The following is a 24817-nucleotide window of genomic DNA, read 5'->3' on the forward strand; positions in this document are numbered from 1 at the left end:
TCAACCATTTTACAGACAGCTCCTACAAAAACAAGCCTTTATCTGGAGTTGCTACTGGATAAAGAGTACATTTGGGTTGATATATTGAGTAGTGCATAATGCGGAAAATCGTGCAAATCATCGACATTTGAACTAAAAAAGCCAACGCTAAATTGCAACGCTTAAAAAAATAAAAGAGCTGTTTCTTCCCAACGCTCAAAATTTGCATAGTTCAAATAAAAAGTCTAATTTTGTTACTCATAGTCAACAGGGATAAAAATGAATAAAAGCATAATAAATGAACTGCTTGATTCTCAAGAGATAGAACTCATTGAGAAACATCTCATTTATTCTTTTCTTCAAAATAATAATTTAGAACCAAGCAAAAGTCCAATAATTTCAGAACTGTTAACTGATTTTAAAACCGAACCAGAAGTTTATTTAATTGCTTCAACTCTTCACATTAAAGACTTAAAACTTTTAGAAAACTATCTTGAGCTATTAATTCCAAAAAACGACAGAAAAGTGAACGGAGCATTCTTTACTCCTACTTATGTTGTTGACTTCATTATCAAAGAAACTTCTCCAAAAATCAACGATAAATGTTTAGATCCAAGTTGCGGTTGTGGAGCATTTTTAATTGGCTTGGTAGAATATTATCAAAAGACTTTCAATAAAACCGTGAAGGAAACCATAAAAGAAAATATTTATGGTTCTGATATTTTAAATTATAATGTAAAACGCTCAAAAATAATCTTATCACTTTATGGACTTCTAAACAATGAAATTATTGAAGAATCTGACTTCAATATTTATAATCAAGATAGTTTAAAAGCTAATTGGGAAAATGAATTTGAAATAATCGTTGGAAATCCACCTTATGTTAAATTTCAAGATTTAAGTGACGAGAATAGACTATATTTAATAAACAATTGGAAAAGTATAGAAAACGGAACTTTTAATTTGTATTTCGCTTTCTTTGAATTAGGTTACAAACTACTAACAGAAAACGGAAGGTTAGGATACATTACTCCAAATAATTATTTTACTTCTTTAGCAGGTTTATCACTTCGCCAATATTTTCTGCAAAATAAATGTGTTACAAGAATTGTAGATTTTAGGCACAAAAAAGTTTTTGACGCTCAAACATATACAGCAATTACCTTTGCTAATAAAAAAATTAATGAATCTATTTTGTTTGATAAAATTAAAGACGAACAAACTTGTTCTGACTTTCTAATTTCAGCAAATGGTTCGCCAAATTTTTTGAAAAATTTAGATGTCAGTAAATGGCGATTATTAAAAACAAAAGAACAAGTAAACATTAAAATAATTGAGAGCGTGGGAACTCCAATAAAACAATTATTTAATATAGCTGTTGGAATTGCAACCTTAAAAGATGAAGTCTTTTTTATAGATTCTGTAAATGAAAAAAACGGATATTTAACAAAAACCACAGAAAACGGAACATTCTTAATTGAGAAAGAAATAACAAGACCTGTTTATAAAATATCTCAATTTAAAAGTCAAAAAGATATTGAAAACAACACTTTAAGAATTATTACACCATATCATACTAATTCCAAAAATGCTGTTCCAATTTTAGAAGAAGAGTTTATTATAAAATACCCCAAATGCTATGAGTTTTTACTTTCGGAGAAAGAAAAATTAGAAGGTCGTGGAAAAGGCAAAAAAGTGTTTTCTCCATTTTATGTTTGGGGCAGAACACAAGGAATTACGCGTTTCGGAAGAAAAATCTTAAACCCAACTTTTAGTAAACATCCAAGATTTCTATTTGTTCCAGAAGAAGATGCTTATTACACAAATGGCTACGGGATTTATTTTGACAGAGACCATTCTAATAATACAACATTATTTGAGGATTCAACACATGAAATGTCCAAAGAGGTAAATATTTTAGTCGTTCAGAAAATTTTGAACTCTATTGTAATGGATTATTACGTAAGCAACACAAGTGTTTCTATTCAAGGAGGTTTTCCTTGTTATCAAAAAAACTTTATTGAAAAATTCACTATTCCAAACTTCACAAAAGAAGAAATTCAAATATTAAATAGCCTTGATAACAAAATGGAAATTGATGAATTTTTAATTAAGAAATATCAAGTTAATATACCTGGCCCAAAACGTTTGTCGTGTATATCAAGTAACGTTCTTGTTAATCCATCATAATTTAAGTTAGCCATCGATGCTATTGAGTTAGCTGGCAAGATATTATCATTAATTAAATCTTGAGTAGTATTATAAACTTTTACAGGGTTTTGCGAAAAATCTGCAATAATCAAGGCTACTCGTTCATATTTAAAATCATCGTCTCTTTGACTTGCTCTCATATTCAGGGCAGAAAATCCTTTTATGTATTTTTCTAAATAATTGGAAGTTGAATTAGTAAAAGGTTTATAAATCACATTATTCAAAGCTAATTGTACTGAATCTAATTCTCTAACTGAAATCAAGTAAACCTCACCTAAAACCATTTTTGGTACACGTCTATGTAAATTTAATGGTTCTGCAAAAGTTCTCTCAAACATTGTATCTATATTTTTAGATAAACTACTTAATTGACTTCTAACATTTATTGATAAAACGTGTTCTGAAAACAATTCGCCATACGGTTCTGTTGTTCCTGTATTGTACAAACCATTGAAATCTATTCTTTCAACTCTCGGAGTTTTATTGTTTGGAAATACACAAATATCTTGTTTCTTAAACTTTAAAAATCCAGCTAATGTCTTTTCACCACGAGATCGTCCGCTTGGTGGTTGAATTAAAGTAGGATTAACATTTTCCGCAATTAAAGAAGACTTTACAACTTCGTGTAACAAATTAATTATTTGTTGAGAAGTGATAAGCGATTTTTTTCCATTAGCACCTGAATGTCTAATAACATCTTCTATAGCTGATTTAATTACCTCTAGAGCTTCTGTAAGACTAATTGGATTAGCAAGACAATTTGTAATTCTTGTGTCTATATCAGATTTAATCTGTTGTAATGTTCTCAAAATGCTTTGTTTTAAAAAATTCCTTTAAATCTACTCCAAGCGCTGACGAAATTTTCTCAATGTTTACAATCGATATATTTCTCTTTCCATTTTCTACACTTGCAATATAACTTCTATCCAAATTAGACGCATATGCCAAATCTTTTTGAGACATCTGCTTGACATCTCGTAATTCCTTGATACGGCTTCCTATTTTAGATTTAATCTCCACAAGTACAAAAATGAGGAAATGTTGACTATAAATCAAAGACTATAAGTAACATCTGAAAATAAAGCCAACGCATAAAGCCATACACATTTGCAATTCGCTACAACGAACTCTACGCCAAAAATCGCAAAAGAGTATGTCTTTGCCAACGCCCACATTTGAACTAAATAATAAACAACGGAAAACCAAGCAGAATGTGAAAAGCACTACTTACAACAAAGTACTGTGGTAAAAACCAAGCAAAATCTACTTGATTGTATCACTAGAGTACCTCTGTTGGAACCATTTTAAATGAATTTTGATTTGGCTATAGCAAAAGCTTGTTTTAAGGGCTTATTACAGTCAGCAATTAGGGCTAATTTTTACTCATGTCTTCTTTTTGTAACGCTTTCGCGAAAGCGTACTCGTCGGAGACAAGTAGGAACAATTTGCTCCTAAATTTCTCTAGAAGCTTTATCGTATTTATACGCATTAAAACTGCACATAAACAATAGATTTCTAAATTATTGATTTCCTATTTTACTGATCCTACTTCTTCCTTGTCACTATTGTACTTTCCTGAAATCGGTTAACTTAAAATTAATCATTTAATTACAGTCATAATAGAAGTCATCGCCTAATCAAATCATACGGATTATTTTTATATATTCGTACGTATAAAATAATTGATTATGGATACAAAACTGACTTTGAAGCTTAATCAAAGGGTTATTGAAAAAGCAAAAGAATATGCTTCCAACAAAAAAATGAGTTTATCTCGAATTGTAGAGGCTTATCTGCAATCTTTGACTTCCGAAAATGACACCTCTGAATTTGAGATTTCACCTTTTGTGAAAAGCATCTCAACAGGAACTGAAATCCCAGCTGATTTGGACTATAAAAAAGAATATTCTGATTATTTAATTGAGAAAAATAAATGAGCAAAAGGATTTTTATAGATACGAATGTTATGCTGGACTTTTTAGGAGAGCGAAAACCGTTTTATGAACCGATTGCTAAGATTGCAACCTTAGCGGAAAAAGAAAAATTGACAATGGTTGTTTCACCTATTTCATTTGCAACAGTAAACTATTTTATATCAATATTTGAGAATGAAAAAATTGCGAGGGAAAAACTAAGAAAATTTAAGATAATCTGTGAAATATGTTCGCTAGATGAACAAACGATTGAAAAAGGACTCAATTCTTCGATAAAGGATTTCGAGGACGCATTGCAATACTTTAGTGCGACAGAATCGGCATGTGAAATCATAATAACAAGAAATGGAAAGGACTTCAAAAAATCGTTATTACCTGTTATGACGGCAGACGAATTTTTGAAATCTTTGAATAAAAATTAGCTACACACAAAAGTAGCCATGAGTAATTGCTTGATCTTGCCTAACCTGGAAATTCACGCGGACTTTCTATAAGGTTCTTATTTGCTAACTTAAGCGCTTAAACACGCAACAAACCAAATACAAACACGTTGTAAAACATTAGAAGAACACCAACAAAATTGACAAATAACAGAGAAAAATTATTACTCGAATCATTAATCGACTTTGAAAATCAAGCCAACAAACTGATTGAAATACTTGCAGATGAATTTGAATTAAATCTTGCGGATGCACATCCATTTAATAAATTGATTACTAGGACAAACAATCTCTGGAAAGGATCTATAAATGGAAAATGGAATTATCAGTTTCACGGAGATGCTTGTAGGTTTGAGAATAATGAATCTGGACAAGTTGTCGATGTGAAAATAAATCGAAATGGAAATTTTGGAACAATTCATAATTTCGGTTTGTTTCACTTCATTCAAACAACTCAAAGTTTGAGTCACGTACTGAAAGAAATAAGTACTGAGGAAATTGTGTTTGAAACTCTAGCGAAACTAGAGAGTAAGGAATTTATTATTGAAATTGACGAACCACCATTCAGTACTAAAATATTGAATAGAAATAAAATAACGTTTTATAACAAAGTACTGTCATAAAAATACAAGTAAAATCTACTTAATTTTATCACTAGAGTATTTCTATAAGAACCATTTTAAATGAATTTTGATTTTGCTACAATAAAAGTTTATTTTTAATACGGAATAATGCGATAGACATCATGTAATAATGAAGTTGTTGTCTAATTGAGGTTTACACAGATTAATTTTTAATTAGTCCTTCCTTATCAAAATCCACTAACCAATGATAAAATTCTTTAGAAAAATTAGACGGAAAATGTTGACTGAAAATAAATTCAGCAAATATCTTCTTTACGCCATTGGTGAAATAGTACTTGTTGTAATTGGGATTTTAATTGCCTTATATATTAATAATTGGAACAGCATTTGAATCGCAAATGAAAACAGGATAACTTATCTTAAAAGTATAAAGGAAGATCTAGTATCTGATAAAATCGCATTTAGTGAGAATATTGAATTTTATAAAGATTTTTTAGAAAATAAAGGTAGATTGTTATCTCTTACTCAATTTCAAAACATTTCAACAGATAGTCTTTCTAACATAATCATTCCTGTATACGTGAGCTATGGTTTAAATACCACAACCTTTGACAAAATAACCAATTTAGGACTGTCTCAACTTTCTAAAGATGATAGTCTTTCCCAGAAGATATATTCTTACTATACCTATGAAAAAAAGTACTTTGATACCTTTATAAAGTGGGAAGTTGAATCTACAACTATTGAAGGGAACTACTGGTGGTACAATCAGAATGAATACGAAGTAAATTCGTTTAATAATTTTCCTCAATTTCAAGATGAAAAACAAAACCGACAAAATTTAATAAAACTTATTACAAGTCCAAAAGGAAGAAATTATCTCACGGCTTATTATGAAAGAAAACAAAGAGTTTTAGAGAGTTATGAAGGGATGAGAAATTTAGCGATTGGATTAATTGATGAAATAGAACAAGAACTAACAGGAGAATAAAATAAAGATGGTACAACAAAATGCTGTTGTAAAAAACAATGCAGGTATTTCAATAAATTGACTTATCATGCTGCGATCATAACTTTATTTATATACTTACTCTTAGCAATTACCGTTTCTTCTTTTATATTAGACCTCTTATAGTAATCTTCACGTTATGAAAATGTACATCATTGTAAAAGACACTATTCCAGATAAACTAGTTCCGGTGATTACTGCTCATGCTTCATTGGCTTGTTATAAAAAGTATGAAACAAATGAGGATATGCAAAAGTGGATCAACGGCATTTTTAAAAAAGTAGTTTGTGTAACCAATGAAATAGAATTTGAGAAGCTTAAAGATGAGCCTAATTTTGTTGCTTTAACAGAATCATCTTTAGGTAATGAAGAAGTTTGTTTAGCATTTTGTCCTAGAGAAGAATATCCAAAAAGATTTAAATTCCAAAAAATGTGGACGCCTCAGAATAATTAAGTTGTAAAGTGACGTATACCGTTGGTTAGTTGAATGAAGGAATTAGAAAATTGTGTTGAGCCTAGTTGCGCATAGAATATGAAGCTGAATTTGGAAATAAATTAGGTAATTGAGGTATACAGATTTTGGAATTGCTATACATAAGGATTTGCGTATTGATAATATGATCCACTATTAATTATATTCAAATTATTTAAAAAAAATGCAGTAATTTTATCGAAAACATCTAAAAATTTACAGTTCAAACCTATTTGATGAAGAAATCACTTTTATTAATTATTATATTAACATTAAGCTCATGTGCTTCAATATTTTTAAATACAGCTTTAGAAAAGGTTGGAGTATTTGATGATAAGGCAGAAATAAAAATCATTAGTAATAAAAAAAAGAATTTGGCTTTCATTGGTATGCATCACATAGGTCGACCAGAATTCTATAACGATGTGGCAAAAAAAACAGATTCTCTTCAGCAGTTAGGGTATGTGGTATTTTATGAGGCGACTAAAAAAGATTTATTAAACGATTCTTTATCAAATGATATTTATGAAAGGAAAGCTAGAAAAATTACAGGTATAAGTAATTTCAAATATTATGACACTGTCAATAATATAATCGGTGGAAGATTAAAGTATAAAGGAGATTATAAATTGATCAACCAACCGTCTTATCTTGAAATGAAAGTAAATATGAAAACGGCCAAAAATGCCGACGTTATTTTCAATTCGTTAATTGATAATTTTGAACAAAAGTATGGTGTCGTAGAATTAAGTGATTGTGATAAAAATACCACAGTTGATTCTAAAGAGTACAATTGTGATAAAATAGATAAAGAATTAGCAGATAGGTTTAGTGAAGAGTTTATAGTTGATTTTAGAAATAAAAATCTAGCAAAGGAAATTTCAGATTCAGAAGAAAAGAATATTTTAGTTATCTACGGGAAAAATCATTTGGTTGGCTTGATGCTAGAACTACAAAAAAATGATGTAAACTGGAAAGAAACTGTCCCAACATTGAACTCATCAATGCCATAATTATTTTTTTTAAAAAAATTGTAAAACTTTTATTTTAGGGTTAAAGCATTTTCTGTTTATTCCATAGCTTTTTTTGATTCAATAATGACCTCAAAACACCTAAAATCAATTCTCAACAAAAGACCTTTTAAAATCATTAGACTTTAAATGATGCAATTAATTGCTAATTTATAGCAAAAAGGCTCCTGAATATTCTATTCGCTTATTATTTACTACTTTAGTTATTAAATTAAGTGAGTGATTTCATACAGACTCGTAAATTAAATATCAAATGAAAAGAAAGAATCAAGATAGGAAAGTAAAAAAAACTAAAGTATTTGATTTAGATGGAATTGAAATCGTGAAAAGCGATTTATACATCAATGTAAAAGTAGAGCCGAAGGGCTCAAAAAGTAAAAAAATTGATTTTGATTTATAGTAAAAGCGATCTTTTTAAATAACCTTAAAAACCAAAAAAAATAGTATCAATGTTCCAAAATAAAACGAGACTCTTATTTATAATATTTGTAATTTCTTGTGTTTTTCAAGCATACGGTCAGGAGAGATGCATCAATGGAGATTGCTTTAAAGGTCTATCTCGTATGCAAACTGACCAAGGGATGTTTATCGGAAACTTCTTAAACGGTCAAAAACAAGGACTTGGTATAACTTATATAGATGGGAATAATGCCAAATATGTTCATTACATAAAAGGAGTAAAGCAAGGTGTTGAATATACTTTTAAAAGAATAAGTGATAATAGAACTGAAAAAGTATTTCAATACTATGATCAAGGTAAACCCATTTATCCTGCTGTAAAGTTAGAGTTTGGGGCATTCTCAGGTTTTAAAGTGAAGATGAGTAAATATGGAGGTTGGGAAAGTTTAAAAAACAAATTTGACAAGAGTGGCATATATAAATCGGGAAATAAAGAAATATATGCTGGACGAGTTGATGAAGGTTCTGTACTAATCGCTATCAATGATAGCAAGGCAATAATACCTATTAGAATAAACGATGATCAAAGTCTCTATTTAAATAACACTATTGATAGTAATTCTTATGGTTATAAGTTTAATCCATTATATATTAAATGGGTAAGTGGTGAAATGACTCTTATCACTGGTTCAAAAGAAAGCTACGAAGATGTTTATTTTCTTTATGTTAAAGGTGGTTGGTCTTTAAAAACACCTCATAAAGGATCTTGGGAATATTTTAGTAATGGCGAGATTCAAGACGGGAAATTGGAATATAAAATGGATTATGATAAACTCTTAAGGCAAAAAACTCCTGATATGCCCAGCCAAAAGGGACTAAATAAACATTTGTTAAGTGAAATACTTTCGAATCTTGAAGACATTTCAAATAACGATACAGATCAAGGGTTTTCTACCTTTCAATTAAAATATGTTTTAGAAAAGAAAAATCAATGGCCACGATTTGGCCTTGATATAAATGAATATTATTATTTAAATGTGGCTTCTGTTTATCTCACAATGAATGATTATAATCAAACGATTACAAATCTTCAAAAAGCAGAACAGTTTAATCTTAACTCCTATGAATCATTATTATATGACTTCAAAATTAAATCCTTCTTAATAGAAAAGATGTCTTCACATTTTCTTAAAAATAATAATTCTCGAAATATAAATGATGCAAAAGAAGTTATATCTAAACAAATTATGGATGTAATTAGCATTTTAGGAAGGCTTAAGAATAATTACCAGTGCGAATACAAAGACATTAAAGATCTAGATGACAAGATTGAATTTTACCAAAACATATTTTCTAAATTGAATTAAGCTACTTTAAAGTTTGAAGTATAATAATACTAATTCAGAAAAGATTATTTATTACAAGTACAGTTTAAAATAATGCTTCAATTTAATTGTTGTTGATCTTTTTCTAATTCATTTATGATTTCTAATCAATTAAAATCCATACTTGGGAATAGACCTTTTAAAATCATTAGACTTTATCTGATCAGTATTTTGTGTTTCTTATCCTTTTATTATCTAGAAACTTCAGATTTACTTGAGAAACTTTTAGAGATGCCTCTTTTTTCTCGTTTTGATGGATTCGACACAATTATTCTTTATGGATTATTAAAATATGCTTTTTTAGCCGTTGGAATATGTATAATTATTTTTCTCAGTTTAATACTGATAAAAGAAAAGATATTAAAGGCTAGATAATAACTCTTTATACTTAAAACTTCCATTATAAACACGTAGCTAATTTTATATCAAATTACATGAAACAACTTAGTTTATTTACCATTTTATTCTTGGGAGCTATTTCTATGGCTCAAAACCACAAGGATTCTCAAAGACTTTCTGCATTAGACTACATGAAATTATATAGTAATGTCAACTGTGAGAATCAGTCAGGCACTATGCTGGAACATAAGATTTGCTTGAATAAGAAATTTCAAAAAGTAGATTCTGTTCTTAATCGCCGATTTGTTTCTTATCTAGATATTATTCCAAACGACTCATTAAAATCAAAGCTAAAGGTCTATCAAGAAAATTGGGTTTCTAATAGACGCTTACAGAGTGAGTTGTATTCGATGGACGCACAAGGCAATTCCTTGGGTATCCTTTATTTGACTGCCATGATACATACTACTCAAAATAGAATTGAAGAGCTGGAACTATTAATAGGTCGGTAAAAGGTTTTTTGAAAACGATGAGCTATTTATATATCCCGCTTTCGCGAAAGCGGAATCACAACCTAAAAACTACTCACAACTAGTAGATAACTTCATAAAAATAATGTGGAGTTTGACTACTAAATCATTCAAATTGTAGAAATTTGTCACTGTAAAATCTTATATCATGGCTGCTACAATAACCGATACCAATTTTAATTTCCCTAACCAAAAGAGCGTTTATAAAGGGAAAGTGAGAGAAGTATATAACATTAATGACGATTTATTAGTAATGATCGCTACAGATCGTTTGAGCGCTTTTGACGTAGTAATGCCTAAAGGAATTCCGTATAAAGGACAGATTTTAAATCAAATCGCTACTCAAATGATGGCTGCGACAGAAGATCTTGTCCCTAACTGGTTGATCGCTACGCCAGATCCTAATGTTGCCATAGGACATTTGTGTGAGCCGTTTAAAGTAGAAATGGTGATACGTGGTTATATGTCTGGCCACGCAGCGAGAGAATACAAAGCTGGTAAAAGAATGCTTTGTGGTGTTGCGATGCCCGAAGGAATGAAAGAAAATGACGCTTTTCCACAGCCTATTATCACTCCAGCTACTAAGGCTGAAATGGGCGACCACGATGAAGATATCTCACGTGTGGACATCATAGCAAAAGGAATCGTTTCTGAAGCAGATTACCTAGTTCTCGAAAAGTATACGCGAGCTTTGTTCCAGCGAGGTACAGAGTTAGCTGCAAAACGTGGTTTGATACTGGTAGATACTAAGTATGAATTTGGTAAAACTAAAGATGGAAAGATCGTCTTGATCGATGAAATCCACACACCAGATTCTTCTAGGTATTTTTATGCAGACGGTTACCAAGAACGTCAAGATAGAGGAGAAGCTCAAAAACAGCTGAGCAAAGAATTTGTACGCCAGTGGTTGATTGCAAACGATTTTCAAGGTCTTGAAGGGCAAAATGTTCCTGTAATGACTGACGAATACATCACAAGCGTGAGCGATCGTTACATTGAGTTGTACGAAAACATCACTGGTAAAAGTTTTGAAAAGTCAGACACGTCTAACATTCAAGAGCGTATTGAAAAAAATGTTTTGAGCTGGATGAAGTCCAATTAAATTTTCAGCTAAGTAGGCGTAAAGTAATTCTTTAAATTAATTTCATTAAAATATTAGCATTTTCTTCTGTTTAGAATCTTAACAGAAATTTACCTATGGAAATTATGTTAAATCATTGATCTTTTATCAATTTGCATCAAAGTAAGAATAAACCCTTTATAAGTTACCTTGAGCGATAAAAACGAAGAATTAAAACCTAAGAAAAGAAAATTTAGATGGCTGCGCAGGATACTGCGCGTCCTCTTGGGTATCCTTATATTCCTCATTCTTTTGCTGCTTTTTATCCGCAGTCCTTGGGGACAAAACATTATTGTAGATTATTTAGTTTCCTACGTAGAAGATAAAACGGGTACTGAGGTTCAACTCGATCGCGTGTTCATCACTTTTGATGGAAATGTGCAGGTAGAGGGCTTGTATTTAGAAGATCAATCGCAAGACACGCTAGTCTATTCGCGCAGTTTAGAAGCAAACATTGGTTTGATGCCGCTTATTAACGGGACAGGAATCGAAATCAATGAAGTAGACTGGAATGGTCTTACCGCTCGAGTAAAACGCGCAGATACCATAAATGGTTTTAATTACCAGTTTTTGATGGAAGCTTTTGCCACAGCACCAGATACTACAACAACTTCAGAGCCTATGAATCTGCAAATAGGCGATATTCAACTTACTGATTTTGACATTATTTATGACGATCAAGTAGAGAAAATGGACGCTGTGGCGCAGTTCAAGCAGCTATCCTTATCCATGAACAAAATCGATCTCAATGCCATGGTGATAGATGTGGAGTCGCTAACTTTAGAAGATGCCTACATCGATTATGAGAAGGATTTGGTTACCGCTTTCGCGAAAGCGGAATCAGATTCCAACCCTAACAAAGACACCAACCTCGCTGAGGCTATAACAGATGATGCAAATGATTCTCCATTACCATTCTTTAAAGTCGGTCAATTATTATTGAATCGCGTAGAGTTAAATTACAACTCTGAGCCTGATGGAATAGTGATAAATACCAACTTATCACACCTAGAAACAGTCATTCCTAAAGCCGATGTAGAAAACAACGATATAGAAGTAAGCTATTTCAATCTATTTGATTCTCAAGTCGAGCTAAAAATGGCAACTCCTGAAAGTGCCTCAAATTCAAATGTTTCAGAACCTTTTGTTTTTGAATGGCCAGACATGAATATTAGTCTAAATGATCTAGAATTTAGAAACAATATGTTCACTTACCAAGTAAATAATAATAAACCTGAAAAAGGAATCTTTAATCCAGAAGCGGTTGCTCTAGAACAAATTGACATCAAATTACGTGACTTCAAATTAGAAAATAAAACAGCTCAAGTAACCATTAATGAGGCTCAAGCAAATGAATATTCAGGATTACAACTACATCAATTAGAAGGTACTTTTAAAGTTACCGATCAACAAATGATCGCCAGTAATCTCAAAGCGCAAATGAATAATAGCGCCGTTTATGGAATTGCACAGTTGGGTTATGACTCATTGAATAACTTTTTTAATATTCCGCAAGATGTTGCTGTTGATCTTAATGTATCCGACTACGTTTTTGATATGAGTGATATCTATTACTTCCAGCCATCGCTTGCTTCAAATGAATACATTGAAAAAATAAATCAAAACAACTTCAGAGGAAACCTCAATGCAAGCGGAACGACCTCAAATCTGTTACTCAATGACCTCAAGGTAAACTGGGGCAACAATACATCACTTACCGCAAAAGGTAAGTTGTTTAATATTACCAATGTCGATGAGTTGCGTTTTGATATCGCTTCCCTGAAAGCCAATACCAATAGAAAAGCCTTACTAGCTTTTGTAAAAGAAGAAGATCTAGGAGTTACAATACCTAAAGAAATAGCTTTAAACGCCACAGCAAATGGTTCTTTAAATGACGTTACCGCTCAAGCAAACCTTAATACAAGTTTAGGGAACGTTTCAGTAGATGGAAATTTTAGTAATAAGAATCAAATAAAATTTGACACCAAGTTAAAAGCGCAAGAAATCAACCTAGCCGAATTGCTAGCAATGCCTGAGTTAGGAAACTTAAGCCTTGCTATAGAAACAAAAGGAAGTGGTAGTGACATCAACACTCTAGATGCCACTATCGATGGGGAAATTGAGCAATTTGCTTATAATGAGTATCCGCTAGAAAATATTCCTATTAATGGAAGTATTGACAATGGTAAAGCACAAATCAAATCAAAATTTAAAGACGAAAATATCAATATCGCTCTAGATGCAAATGCTGCACTTGATACGGAATTGACTACTGCAAGCGCATTTGTAGATGTCGTTGGGATTAATCTACAAGCTTTTGGAATCGCTTCAAGAGATGTCAGAGCAGCAGGGAAATTAGGCGTAGATTATAGCGGTAATGCTCAAAAATATAAGGTAAAAGCAAATATAGACGATGGAATCGCTGTTTTTGATCAGCAATCTTATCTTCTAGGTGATCTTGATATGGATGCTTTTGTAAATACCGATTCCACATCTGTAAATGTGCGTAACAAAATGCTCGATTTAGAATTACGCTCTAATACCGACCCACAAAATCTTGCAAGTGCTTTGCAACGTCACATAGATCGTTATTTAACTTCTAGCACAGCAATGGATACGGTGCAACCTGTAAAAATGAAAATTAAGGGAAAGATAAGTCCAGCACCTATCTTACGTGATGTTATTTTACCAGGATTGGAATCCCTTGATACTATTCAAATAGGCGTAAACTTTGATGAGCGCAAGCGTATTTTAGATAGTCAGATTGAGATACCATACCTTCAATATGCAGGTAGCAAGGTAGATAGCCTAATTGTTTCATCTAACTCAGATGCAAAAAATTTAGAATTTAATGTAGGTTTTAAAAACATCGCTTCTGGTCCGATACAGATCAAACGTACTGATTTAACCGGAGTAGTTTCTAACAATATTTTGAACCTAGAATTTACCTCCTACGATGATGAAGAACGATTGATGCATTTTGCGAGCACGCTTTCGCGAAAGCGAGACCTCAATGGAATAGAAAATTTAATCTTCAATCTGTCATTAGATGATCTAATTTTAAATAAAAGACCGTGGACTATTCCTAACGACAATGAAATAGCAGTAGGAGAACAGTCGTTGATTTTTCAAAATTTTAAACTGACTAACGAAAGCCAAAGTATAGAACTGCGCAGTGACTTAAACAATATAGAAAGTGAGCACATAGGCGTGTTGTTTAAAGGGTTTAGGCTACAAGGGCTTCTTAGCTATTTAAATCCAGATGAAAAATTGGCAACTGGTGCGGTGAACGGAGAATTTATTGTTGACGACATCTATGGAACTACTGGCTTCATAGCAGATATTGAGGTGAACCAATTAAATGTTCTAGAAGTTCCTATGGGAACATTACAACTCGATGCCAATTCTCTAGATGGTTCTCAATATGATATGGATTTGACCATTAAAGGTGATGACGTAGATCTAGAATTGAAAGGCGATTATAAAGCAAGTCAAGTTGCTGCAAATCTAAATCTTGACCTATCAATTAATAAAATTGCGATGAAAACCATCGCAGGTTTATCAGGAGGTTTTTTGGCTGAAGGTTCTGGAAGTATGAATGGAGATTTTAAAGTTACGGGAACCACTTTAGAACCAAAATATAATGGAAGAATCAACTTTAATCAAGCAAAAGTGAATGTCGCAATGCTGGATACTAGTTTTGAGTTGAGAGATGAGACCATCATTGCAGATAATACGAGTATCACCATGAATAATATTAAGGTTTATGATGCCCAAGGTGATGTTTTTAGTGTTGATGGAGAAGTAGGGACTGAAAATATTTTTAATCCTACGTTTGATTTAAAAGTAAAGGCCAATAGCTTTATGGCTCTTAATAGTACTGCAGAGGATAATGATTTGTACTACGGGAAAGCCACCTTTGATGCTGACGCAACTATAAAAGGAGATTTAAATCTACCTGTAGTAAATGTAAATGCTACCGTAAAAGATGTGACCGATGTCACTTATGTTTTACCTGCCACAGAGCTAGATGTAGTGGAGAGAGATGGAATCGTACAATTTGTCAATAAAGAAAATCCAGACGCCATATTAACTCAAACTGAAGAAGAATCTGTTACACTTACTGGTTTTGATATTTCTGCCACTATAAAAGTGAAAAAAGATGCCAAAATCACTATTATTATTGATCCTGCAACTGGAGATCAATTAGAAATAGCTGGTAAAGGAGATCTTAGATATAGAATGACACCTAATGGACGTATGACGCTATCAGGTAGATATGAAGTAGATAATGGTTTTTATAAATTCAATTTATATGACATTGTTTCTAGAAAATTTGAGTTGACTAAAGGTAGTAGCGTGACTTGGTCTGGTGATCCATTTGCACCGATATTAGACGTAAGTGCTTTGTACAAGGTAGAAACCAGCGCCAGCGCATTGATGGCGACTCAAACAAGTGGAGCAGATATAGACACTAAAAATCAATTCAATAATGAATTACCGTTTTTAGTTTATTTGAATATAGACGGAGAATTAATGCAACCAGAATTAGATTTTAATATTGAGTTGCCAGATGATGAGAAAGGAGCTGCAGGTGGACAAGTAAATGCTAGGTTACAACAATTAAACACGCAAGATCAAGAATTAAATAAGCAAGTATTTTCTTTACTTGTTTTAAATAGATTTTTTCCTACCAGCGGCGCAGATGGTAGTAGTGGAGGAACGGCTACTATTGCAAGAGATAATTTGAATCAAGCATTGAGTGATCAATTGAACCAGTATGGAGGAAAACTTTTAGGTAATTCTGGTATTGATTTACAATTCGGTTTAGATAGTTATACAGACTATCAAGGTACTGGGACTCAAGACAGGACACAATTAGATATTACAGCAAGCAAAAAGTTACTCGATGATCGATTGATTGTAAGTGTAGGAAGTGAAGTAGATATTCAAGGAAGTTCACAAGACGGTGAAGAAGCTCCAGCAATAGGAAATGTGAGTCTTGAATATCTTGTGACAGAAAACGGACGATGGCGTTTAAAAGGTTTTAGAAGAAATCAGTTTGATAATGTGGTAGATGGTCAATTGATTGTAAGTGGTATTTCTATTATTTTTAATAAGGAATTCAACGAGTTCAAGAACTTATTTAAAGACACTGAAAGTCCAGAAGAGAAAAAGGCAAGAAGAGAAGAAGAAGAGCAAAAGAGAGCTCAAAAAGTAGCGGAGGAGCAAAAGAGTACCGATGAAAAGAAAAAAAAATAACTAAAAATCAAAACAATTAAACCAAACTACCTAAATAGCAATCTTATTTTAAAAACACTTATGGTCTTCTTGATCATAAGTATTTTGTCATCTTGTGCCGTAAAAAAATACGTTCCTGAAGATCAGTTTTTATTTACAGGTGCTGACTTATCTATAGAATTAGACTCACTGACTGATGTTAAAAATGTAGAGGCTTTAAAAGTAGAATTAGAAAAAGTTTTAACACCTGAGCCTAACACCACTTTTTTAGGAATGAGACCAGGTCTTCATTACTACTACAAAGTAAATAAAGATAGTGCAGGCTTCATAAGCCGATTTCTAAATAAAAAAATAGGAGAGAAGCCCGTTTATCTAGCTGACGTAGAACAAGAAGCTACAAGAGATTTATTGCGCAATAGATTAGAAAATAGAGGTTTCTTTTTCAGCAATATTACTTCTCAAACGTCACAAGACGAAAAGAGTAAAGAAGGTAAAGTTTCTTATTCTATCAATTTGCCTAATCCTTATCGATTAAAAACCTATCAAGTAGATAAAGATTCGATCCCTTTTTATCATGTTTTAGAAGAACAAGTAAAAGAGTCTCCTATTGAAATTGATTCTCGTTTTGATTTAAGCGCTTTAAAGACAGAAAGAGAACGAATAGACAACAACCTGAAAAATAAAGGTTACTACAATTTCAATTCACGTTTTTTAATCTTCCAAGCAGATAGTAATCAATATGATAACAGAAAGTTTGATCTATTTGTAAAACTAAAAAAAGACGTGCCATCTAAAGCGGTAAAACCTTATCGTATTGAAAAGGTAAATGTGTATCCTTATAACGTAGCTGGTCAAGATTCTGTACAAAATGATACTGTGATGTATGCTAATAAAAACTACATCCAGTCCGAAGAGTTTTTTAGACCAGATCGTTTAGACGATTTTATTTTATTGGAGAAAGGTGATTTATACAGTCCGTCCAAGTCTAAAGCTACGAGTCGTAGATTAGGAACCATAGGTGCTTACAAGTTCGTAAATATCGAATACACAGAGATAGATCAAAAAGAAAATGATAGCCTTAATTTTCTTGAGGCAAACATATATTTATCACCACTTAATAAAAGAGCGATAAGGACAGAACTACAAGCGGTGACCAAGTCTAACGATTTTACAGGACCAACTTTAGGAGTGACTTTTTCTAATCGTAATCTATTTAAAGGTGGCGAGTTACTCAATATCAATGCTACTGGAACCTATGAAGTACAAATTGCTGGAAATAATGAGGCAGGATTAACGAGTACAGAATTTGGTTTAGGTGCCGATCTTATCTTCCCAAGAATGCTAGCACCTTTTAAAGTAGATAAAAACTACTTTGAATACTCCATTCCTAAAACAAAAGCAAGCCTCAAGGCAGATATTCTCAATAGAAGCCAGCTTTATAGTTTACTGACATTTTCTGGGGATTTTGGTTACATCTGGCAAGCAAACAAATACGTGACACATGAGATTGATCCTATATCCATAAACTACGTGAGACCATCAAATATATCTGATGAGTTTCAAGCCATACTTGACAACAATGTTTTCTTAGAAAGTAGTTTTGATCAGCAATTTATATCTGGATTAACCTATGCATTTACTTATAACGGCATGTTGAGACAAAACAAAAAGTCACTCTTTTATGTTCACAGTACTTTTGACATTGCTGGAAACAGCATCAGTTTACTCAGTCAAGAAAATGACGAAGGTAAAAATGAGTTTTTAGGTTTAGAGTATGCTCAATACGCAAAAGCTGATGTTGATTTTAGATACCATTATCGCTTGACACAAGAATCTAAAATTGCAACAAGACTTTTTGCTGGTTATGGTTTGCCTTATGGAAATAGCACAGTTTTACCTTTCAGTAAGCAATATTTTTCTGGTGGAGCCTACAGTGTTAGAGCTTTTAGAACACGATCTTTGGGACCGGGAACTTATCGTCCAGAAAATGCAGACGACCGTTCCTTTTTTGATCAATCTGGTAATATCAGGCTAGAAGCAAATGTGGAGTACCGTTTTCCTATTTACAGCTATTTTAAAGGCGCCATTTTTGCCGACGCTGGTAATGTATGGACTACGGCAGGTAATGGACTTGAAGGTGGCGAGTTTGGAAGTAATTTTATCAACGAATTTGGGATAGGAGCAGGAATAGGACTGCGAGTAGATGTGCAAGGATTTGTTATTAGATTTGACCTCGCCGCTCCATGGCACGATCCTTCTGAGGTAGAAGGCGAGCGCTGGAATTTTGACGTAGCAAACCCAGTTTTTAATTTTGCGATTGGGTATCCGTTTTAGTTTGTTGAGGTTCTCGCTTTCGCGAAAGCGAGATAAAACTATTCCATAGCTTACTAAAAAGTCTATTAATGGTACCAAATACCTTGTTTACTCAAAGAGTTAAACCATTCTAAACTTTTACCCATAAGATATTTTCTAATTGTATTTTTAAAATAAAAACATGATCACAACCATCAATCCATATAACGGTAAAGAGCTTAAACAGTATGAAGAGCTTACCAAAAAAGAAATCAAAGTTAAGCTAGAAAAGGCACAAAAGGCTTTTGAAAGCTGGCAAACTAAGAGCTACGAACATCGAGCAAAACACATTAAAAAAGTAGGTGATCTGGTCAGAAAAAATAAAGATCAGTATGCTAAACTCATGACACAAGAAATGGGAAAACCTATCACCCAATCTCGCGGCGAGTTAGAAAAATGTGCTTGGTTATGTGATTTTTATGCAGAAAAAGCAGAAGGCTTTTTAGCAAACGAGCATGTGGAAACAGAGCATTTTAAATCCTACGTGAGTTATGAACCTATAGGTGTAGTTCTTGCTGTGATGCCGTGGAATTATCCGTTTTGGCAAGTTTTTAGATTTATCGTTCCAGCTTTGATGGCTGGAAACGTAGGTGTTTTGAAACATGCCAGTAGTGTTATGGGCTGTGCAGAATTAATAGATCAAATCTTTCAAGAAGCAGAGTTTCCTGAAGGTTGCTTTCAAAACCTTGTGATAGGTAGCGATAAAGTAAATGCGATTATTGAAAATGATATTATCAAAGCCGTAACCTTGACTGGTTCTAAACCTGCGGGAGCAGCAGTGGCAGGAACAGCTGGAGAACAAATAAAGAAAACAGTTTTAGAATTAGGAGGTAACAACGCATTAGTCGTTTTTAATGATGCAGATGTGGATGATGCCGTACAGAAATGTGTAGATGCAAGATTTCAAAATACAGGACAGAGCTGTATCGCTGGAAAGAGATTGCTGCTACACGAAGATATTGCAGAAGACTTTCTAGAAAAGTTCACTAAAAAAGTAAAAGAACTGGTTTCCGGCGATCCAGCCGATGAGAACACTTATATAGGAGTGATGGCAAGAGAAGATCTCGCTGAAGAATTGGAAGAGCTCATGAATATTTCTATAGAAAAAGGAGCAGAATTACATTATGGTGGCGCTAGAGATAAGGCTTATTTCGCTCCTACTATTCTAACTAACGTAACACCAGATATGCCTGTTTTTAAGGAAGAAACTTTTGGTCCATTGATGGCAGTGACCGTATTCAAAACAGAAGAAGAAGCTATCAAATTAGTGAATCAATCAAAATTTGGGCTAGGAGCAAGCTTATTTTCAACTGATTTAAAGAAAATGGAGCAATTAGCACCTCAAATAAAAGATGGAGCGGTATTTATCAATCATAAAGTCGCAAGTCATCCAGCATTACCTTTTGGAGGTACTGGTATCTCTGGTTTTGGACGTGAATTATCTCATTTTGGGATTAGAGAATTTGTAAATATCAAGACTGTCGTGATTGCTTGATTAGTCACTGATATCACTTGTTTTTATGATTTTCAGCTAGATAAGTGTCGACATAGTTTTCATATATAGCTTTAAGCTTATCGCTTTCACCAGAAAAATATTCAACCGCATTTTCTGATGACTCAATATGCGTTTTAAGTTTACGATTGTAAACGACAAATTTGTAGCTGAGGTAAATGGATAATAGAATTGTTATTGAAAAGCTGATTACTAATTCCGCCGTGACTTCAATTCTGCCGAAGTTCATATTGGCCTTGAAAATACTGTAGAATAAAAAACTAATAGATGCCGCATTAATGAAAATGACGATTAGATTGACTATTTCATTTTTTCTAATTGTAGTTAGATCGGATTTAAGTTCAGAAAATTCTGCTTCTCTAGTGTTTAACCTCTGTATTTGATAAAGTTTGTAATTTCTTAATTCTTCATTAATTTTATCAATGTCGGTCATTTTGGGTTGGTTTTAAAGCTAATAACTTAGCTAATATAAAATCATTTTTTTAAAATTAGGATGATTGAATGAAAGTATTCTATTTGTATTTTAATGAAAACTTTTTAGATAATCTCGCTTTCGCGAAAGCGGATACTTTATAAGTTAAGTTAATAAAAAAGCCTGTTACAATTTGTAACAGGCTTAGTTGTTTACTGATTAGAATCTTTATTTCTTGATGAACTTCTTAGTTACCGTTTGAGATCCATCATTGATTTGAATGAGGTAAACGTTGGATTTTAACTCAGTAACGTTAATTGAATTTCCTTGTAAACTACCTTTTGCAACTGTTTGACCAGTTAGGTTGTAAATAACGTAATTTACATTTTCGCCTTGAGCGGTAGTGAATAATTGAGATCCACTTACTGGATTAGGATACATATTAAATTTTGTTTTGATCTCTTCAAGAGATAAAGCACTATTGATTTGCCATGAGAATTTATAAGATACGCAATTTGATTGCAGTTTCATCCCTATTTCTTGACCACTGAAATTAAAATTTTCAAAAGTTATAGTTGTGACGTTTCCATTTGAAGTTTGAAAAGAGGGAAGAACAATTACACTAGATTGCTGATAGACAACTATACTTACATTAGAACCAAGATAGTTGTTACCGTTTTCTAAGGTAACAACTAAAGTACCGTCTCGAGGTGAAGTAAATTTATACCAATCTTCAGAATCTGCTGTTAGAGGAAAATCTCCATTATTGAACCATCCTTCATATTCTGTATTCTCAATAGTATTTATTGCTTGTGAAAAGTTGTCGTTTGGTTCTGGGTCAACGGCAAATGTACTTGATATAAATTGGTAATTGATGGTATATGAAATGTTACTTCCTACTGTTTCTATACGTATATTAATTATTTGTCCTGTCTCAACACAATTGGTTTCAAAAGTTAATTGATCATTAGTATAGTCAAAGTCGCCACCTATATTCCCCACATTGTAAGTTCCTATATAAGCTACGGCCCAAGTATTTGATCCTCCACCTGAATTTGTTGAACCAGTAAATAGATATTGTCCGTTGCCTGAAGAAGTAAAACTGAAAGTATTTACGGTATTACCAGAAGATAAAGAACCTGAAAACGACCCTGAATTTTGAGCAATAGCGTTAGAAAAATAAAGGATAAGAATAGTTTTTATTAGAAATCTCATAAGTTTATTAATTTGCTGATTTGCAAATTAATAAGATTGATACTTCTTAAAAATACTCAATAAAGGGTATTTTTTGATAGTGTTTCTGTTTGTGTGTCGTTTAAAATAAAAAAGCCTGTTACAATTTGTAACAGGCTTAGTTGTTTAATGGTTGGGAATCTTTATTTCTTGATGAACTTCTTAGTTACCGTTTGAGATCCATCATTGATTTGAATCAGGTAAACGTTAGCTTTCAATTCTGCCACGTTGATTGCATTTCCCTCTATGCTGCCCTTTGCAACTGTTTGACCAGTTAGGTTGTAAATAACGTAGTTTACATTTTCGCCAGTGGCAGTTGTAAATAATTGTGATCCACTTACTGGGTTAGGATATACAGAAATTTCAAGAGGAATAGAAACATCACTAGCGATTGCTTCTCTTGCGGTGCCACAAGTACCTAAATTTAACCATTGACTAGGAGCACGCTCAAATAACGTATTTTGATACACTACTTGATCTCCTACAGAATAAGTATTAGCACTATTGTAAGCAGGTACACCAGCACATTTATCGGCAGAAGCTCCAGAAATTTCTAAATCATCTACTGCGATGTCACCTTGCCATGAAGACGTCGTATCAACTACTAATCTTAATTGAAGGTCGTTACCTGCATAAGCAGCTAAACTTACATTGGCAGTTTGCCATGCAGCTCCTTGATCGCCAGATTGCGTAAAGATCGTGCTGTAAGCTCCACCTGTACTCGCTTGAACTCTTAAAGTTCCTACTGCGTTACCAGTCATTTGGTATTGGAAAGATAGAGTTGCATTACTTTGGTTACTCAAATCAAAACAAGGAGAATCAAGTATAGCAGTTTTGTTGAAGTTAGGATCAGAAGCTTCTACATATACATAGAAAGTACCTTGAGCTGCACCAGAAGGACCAGTGCTACCAGAAGGTGTTCCACCAGAGCGTAACGTCCAGTTGTGACTATCGCCACTATTTTGAGACCATTGTCCTAATGTGTTTTCAAAACCTTCATTATAAGGGAAAGAAGAAACACCGTTTGCACAACCAGAACCGCCACCAGAAGTAGCTACTGTAATGTCAAAAGCATCTACTGCAATATCACCTTGCCATGAGTCAGTCGTGTCTACCACAAGTCTTACTTGTTCTGTATTTGAACTTAAAGCAGCCGTGCCGGTTACCCAGGCAGTACCTTGATCACCAGATTTAGTGAATACAGTAGACCAAGAAGAAGAACCAGCTGTTCTTGCTTGTAACCTCAAAGTTCCTACTGCATTACCAGTCATTTGATATCTAAATGAAGCTGTCGGAGTAGAACCGCTTGTAAAGTCTAAACATGGAGAGTTAAGTATGGCAGTTTTGTTGAAGTTAGGATCAGAAGCTTCTACATATACATAGAAAGTACCTTGAGCTGCGCCAGAAGGACCTGTACTACTTGATGGAGTACCACCAGATTGAATAGTCCAGTCCAAAGTATCGCCACTATCTTGAGTCCAACCTGCTAGACTATTTTCAAATCCGTTAGAATAAGGGAAATTATTAATTGTACTGTTACATCCAGTACCGCCGCCACCTGATGGAGGAGTGCACTTAGTCGATTGCGCTAGTGAAGAGTGGAAACCACCGCTTAATAAGTTAGCTCTCATTCTTGCTTTTTGACCTAAAGTAAATAAGTTCATACAAGAGTCATTAGAATAATCCATATAATTCTGTACCATATCAGTGGATCCACAAGAAACAGTTCCTATTTGACAACCACCGTTAGATGCATCAGATAAAGGAGTGTCAGAAACAAAATCGTCTGCTCCACAAGGGCCATCACCCCAAATATGACGAAGACCAAAAAGGTGACCTACTTCATGAGTAGTAGTTCTACCACCATCAAATGGAGCAGAAACAGCTCCTGTACGACCAAAATAATTATAACCCATCACAACACCGTCGGTAGCTCGATTACCTCCAGGAAATTGTGCATAACCTAGAATACCTGGTTGTCCATTACTATTTAAAGCCGATACGGTCCACATATTAAGGTATTGGGTAGTGTCCCATGCATCAGTACCGCCAGTAGCCGAACTTTTCATTCTGTTTTGCGTTGTATTCCATGACGTAACAGAAGAAGCTTTTCTAGTAATCCCATTAGTTGCATTTCCATTAGGATCTACTTGAGCAAGACAAAATTCTATCTGCATGTCTGCTGCTTGCGACCATACATTATCTGCATCGCTATTAGTCCTTCTAAAATCTTCATTAAGAACATCTATTTGAGACTGTATTTGTGCAACACTTATGTTTTGAGTTGCATTTCCATACAATACATGTACAACCACAGGTATGGTGATGACGTCACCATTAATTGCATTGGTTGAAATTAATTCTCTAGATCTTTGTTTTAGAAAACGTTCCACGTCTTGAACATTTCTTTCTAAAACAGGATCTTGAGCCATCGCAAGTTGTAAATCTGTATGAGTAGAACATTGTCTTTCTTGAGCAAAAGCAAATGTTGAGAATAAGACTACTAAAGAAAGTAGCACTTGGGTAAAGGTTTTTTTCATGTTATTTGATTTTAATTAACATTTGAGAATTTAAAAATAGAAGCTTTTATCAATAATGCAAGGATCAGAACTCATTCCTTATGAATACTTTTG

General features: G+C 33.2%; 19 protein-coding genes and 1 pseudogene. 14 read left to right on the forward strand and 6 right to left on the reverse strand.

Going from position 1 to position 24817, the window contains the following annotated elements; all coding sequences use genetic code 11:
- The first annotated feature begins 258 nt into the window (after positions 1–258).
- On the forward strand, positions 259–2169 hold the full coding sequence (locus tag DDD_RS14005; RefSeq protein ID WP_015363581.1) for an Eco57I restriction-modification methylase domain-containing protein: 1911 nt from the start codon (positions 259–261) through the stop codon (positions 2167–2169).
- Here the strand turns inward: DDD_RS14005 and DDD_RS14010 are convergent.
- The 3 genes and pseudogenes from DDD_RS14010 to DDD_RS18410 all read right to left on the reverse strand — a co-directional run.
- A complete protein-coding gene (locus tag DDD_RS14010; RefSeq protein WP_052329272.1) occupies positions 2100–2999 on the reverse strand; it encodes a hypothetical protein in 900 nt (299 codons plus the stop codon). The genes DDD_RS14005 and DDD_RS14010 overlap by 70 nt on opposite strands.
- Entirely contained in the window at positions 2977–3246 is a 270-nt protein-coding gene (locus DDD_RS14015) for a helix-turn-helix domain-containing protein (protein WP_236613380.1), read from the reverse strand. The genes DDD_RS14010 and DDD_RS14015 overlap by 23 nt, the downstream gene beginning before the upstream one ends.
- Before the next feature lie 248 nt (positions 3247–3494).
- Positions 3495–3749: pseudogene (locus DDD_RS18410) on the reverse strand (hypothetical protein); the annotation flags it as partial.
- 129 nt (positions 3750–3878) lie between these two features.
- Here DDD_RS18410 and DDD_RS14020 point away from each other — a divergent pair.
- The 13 genes from DDD_RS14020 (at position 3879) to DDD_RS14080 (ending at position 20521) form a co-directional block, all read left to right on the forward strand.
- Entirely contained in the window at positions 3879–4127 is a 249-nt protein-coding gene (locus tag DDD_RS14020) for a DUF6364 family protein (RefSeq protein WP_015363584.1), read from the forward strand.
- A complete protein-coding gene (locus tag DDD_RS14025) occupies positions 4124–4546 on the forward strand; it encodes a type II toxin-antitoxin system VapC family toxin (protein WP_041567187.1) in 423 nt (140 codons plus the stop codon). The genes DDD_RS14020 and DDD_RS14025 overlap by 4 nt, the downstream gene beginning before the upstream one ends.
- Positions 4547–4704: 158 nt before the next feature.
- Positions 4705–5187, forward strand: coding sequence for a DUF6896 domain-containing protein (locus tag DDD_RS14030; RefSeq protein ID WP_015363586.1), 483 nt, complete (start codon positions 4705–4707; stop codon positions 5185–5187).
- 472 nt (positions 5188–5659) lie between these two features.
- Entirely contained in the window at positions 5660–6139 is a 480-nt protein-coding gene (locus DDD_RS14035) for a hypothetical protein (protein ID WP_015363588.1), read from the forward strand.
- 157 nt (positions 6140–6296) lie between these two features.
- A complete protein-coding gene (locus DDD_RS14040) occupies positions 6297–6611 on the forward strand; it encodes an aminoacyl-tRNA hydrolase (protein ID WP_015363589.1) in 315 nt (104 codons plus the stop codon).
- 254 nt (positions 6612–6865) lie between these two features.
- Positions 6866–7642: a hypothetical protein gene (locus DDD_RS14045; protein ID WP_015363590.1), complete on the forward strand. Its 777-nt coding sequence runs from the start codon at positions 6866–6868 to the stop codon at positions 7640–7642.
- Between the two features lie 271 nt (positions 7643–7913).
- Entirely contained in the window at positions 7914–8060 is a 147-nt protein-coding gene (locus DDD_RS18050) for a hypothetical protein (RefSeq protein WP_015363591.1), read from the forward strand.
- A 49-nt stretch (positions 8061–8109) separates the two neighbouring features.
- Positions 8110–9426, forward strand: a complete 1317-nt coding sequence (locus DDD_RS14050) for a hypothetical protein (protein WP_015363592.1) — start codon at positions 8110–8112, stop codon at positions 9424–9426.
- Between the two features lie 452 nt (positions 9427–9878).
- Positions 9879–10295, forward strand: a complete 417-nt coding sequence (locus DDD_RS14060) for a lysozyme inhibitor LprI family protein (RefSeq protein ID WP_015363594.1) — start codon at positions 9879–9881, stop codon at positions 10293–10295.
- Between the two features lie 166 nt (positions 10296–10461).
- Entirely contained in the window at positions 10462–11415 is a 954-nt protein-coding gene (locus DDD_RS14065) for a phosphoribosylaminoimidazolesuccinocarboxamide synthase (RefSeq protein WP_015363595.1), read from the forward strand.
- A 168-nt stretch (positions 11416–11583) separates the two neighbouring features.
- Positions 11584–16695: a translocation/assembly module TamB domain-containing protein gene (locus DDD_RS14070; RefSeq protein WP_015363596.1), complete on the forward strand. Its 5112-nt coding sequence runs from the start codon at positions 11584–11586 to the stop codon at positions 16693–16695.
- A 60-nt stretch (positions 16696–16755) separates the two neighbouring features.
- The gene (tamL, locus tag DDD_RS14075) at positions 16756–19008 is read left to right on the forward strand and encodes a translocation and assembly module lipoprotein TamL (protein WP_015363597.1); all 2253 of its coding nucleotides are present in this window, start codon (positions 16756–16758) and stop codon (positions 19006–19008) included.
- Between the two features lie 160 nt (positions 19009–19168).
- Positions 19169–20521: an NAD-dependent succinate-semialdehyde dehydrogenase gene (locus DDD_RS14080; protein WP_015363598.1), complete on the forward strand. Its 1353-nt coding sequence runs from the start codon at positions 19169–19171 to the stop codon at positions 20519–20521.
- 13 nt (positions 20522–20534) lie between these two features.
- Here the strand turns inward: DDD_RS14080 and DDD_RS14085 are convergent, their stop codons facing one another.
- The 3 genes from DDD_RS14085 to DDD_RS17375 form a co-directional block, all read right to left on the reverse strand.
- Complete coding sequence (locus tag DDD_RS14085; protein ID WP_015363599.1) at positions 20535–20972, reverse strand: hypothetical protein; 438 nt, start codon at positions 20970–20972, stop codon at positions 20535–20537.
- 207 nt (positions 20973–21179) lie between these two features.
- Positions 21180–22166: a T9SS type A sorting domain-containing protein gene (locus DDD_RS14090; RefSeq protein ID WP_015363600.1), complete on the reverse strand. Its 987-nt coding sequence runs from the start codon at positions 22164–22166 to the stop codon at positions 21180–21182.
- Between the two features lie 161 nt (positions 22167–22327).
- Positions 22328–24724 (reverse strand): M43 family zinc metalloprotease, encoded by a 2397-nt coding sequence (locus DDD_RS17375; RefSeq protein WP_015363601.1) that lies wholly within the window; start codon positions 24722–24724, stop codon positions 22328–22330.
- Positions 24725–24817 lie beyond the last annotated feature (93 nt).

It is taken from the genome of Nonlabens dokdonensis DSW-6 (assembly GCF_000332115.1).
Lineage (GTDB): Bacteria > Bacteroidota > Bacteroidia > Flavobacteriales > Flavobacteriaceae > Nonlabens > Nonlabens dokdonensis.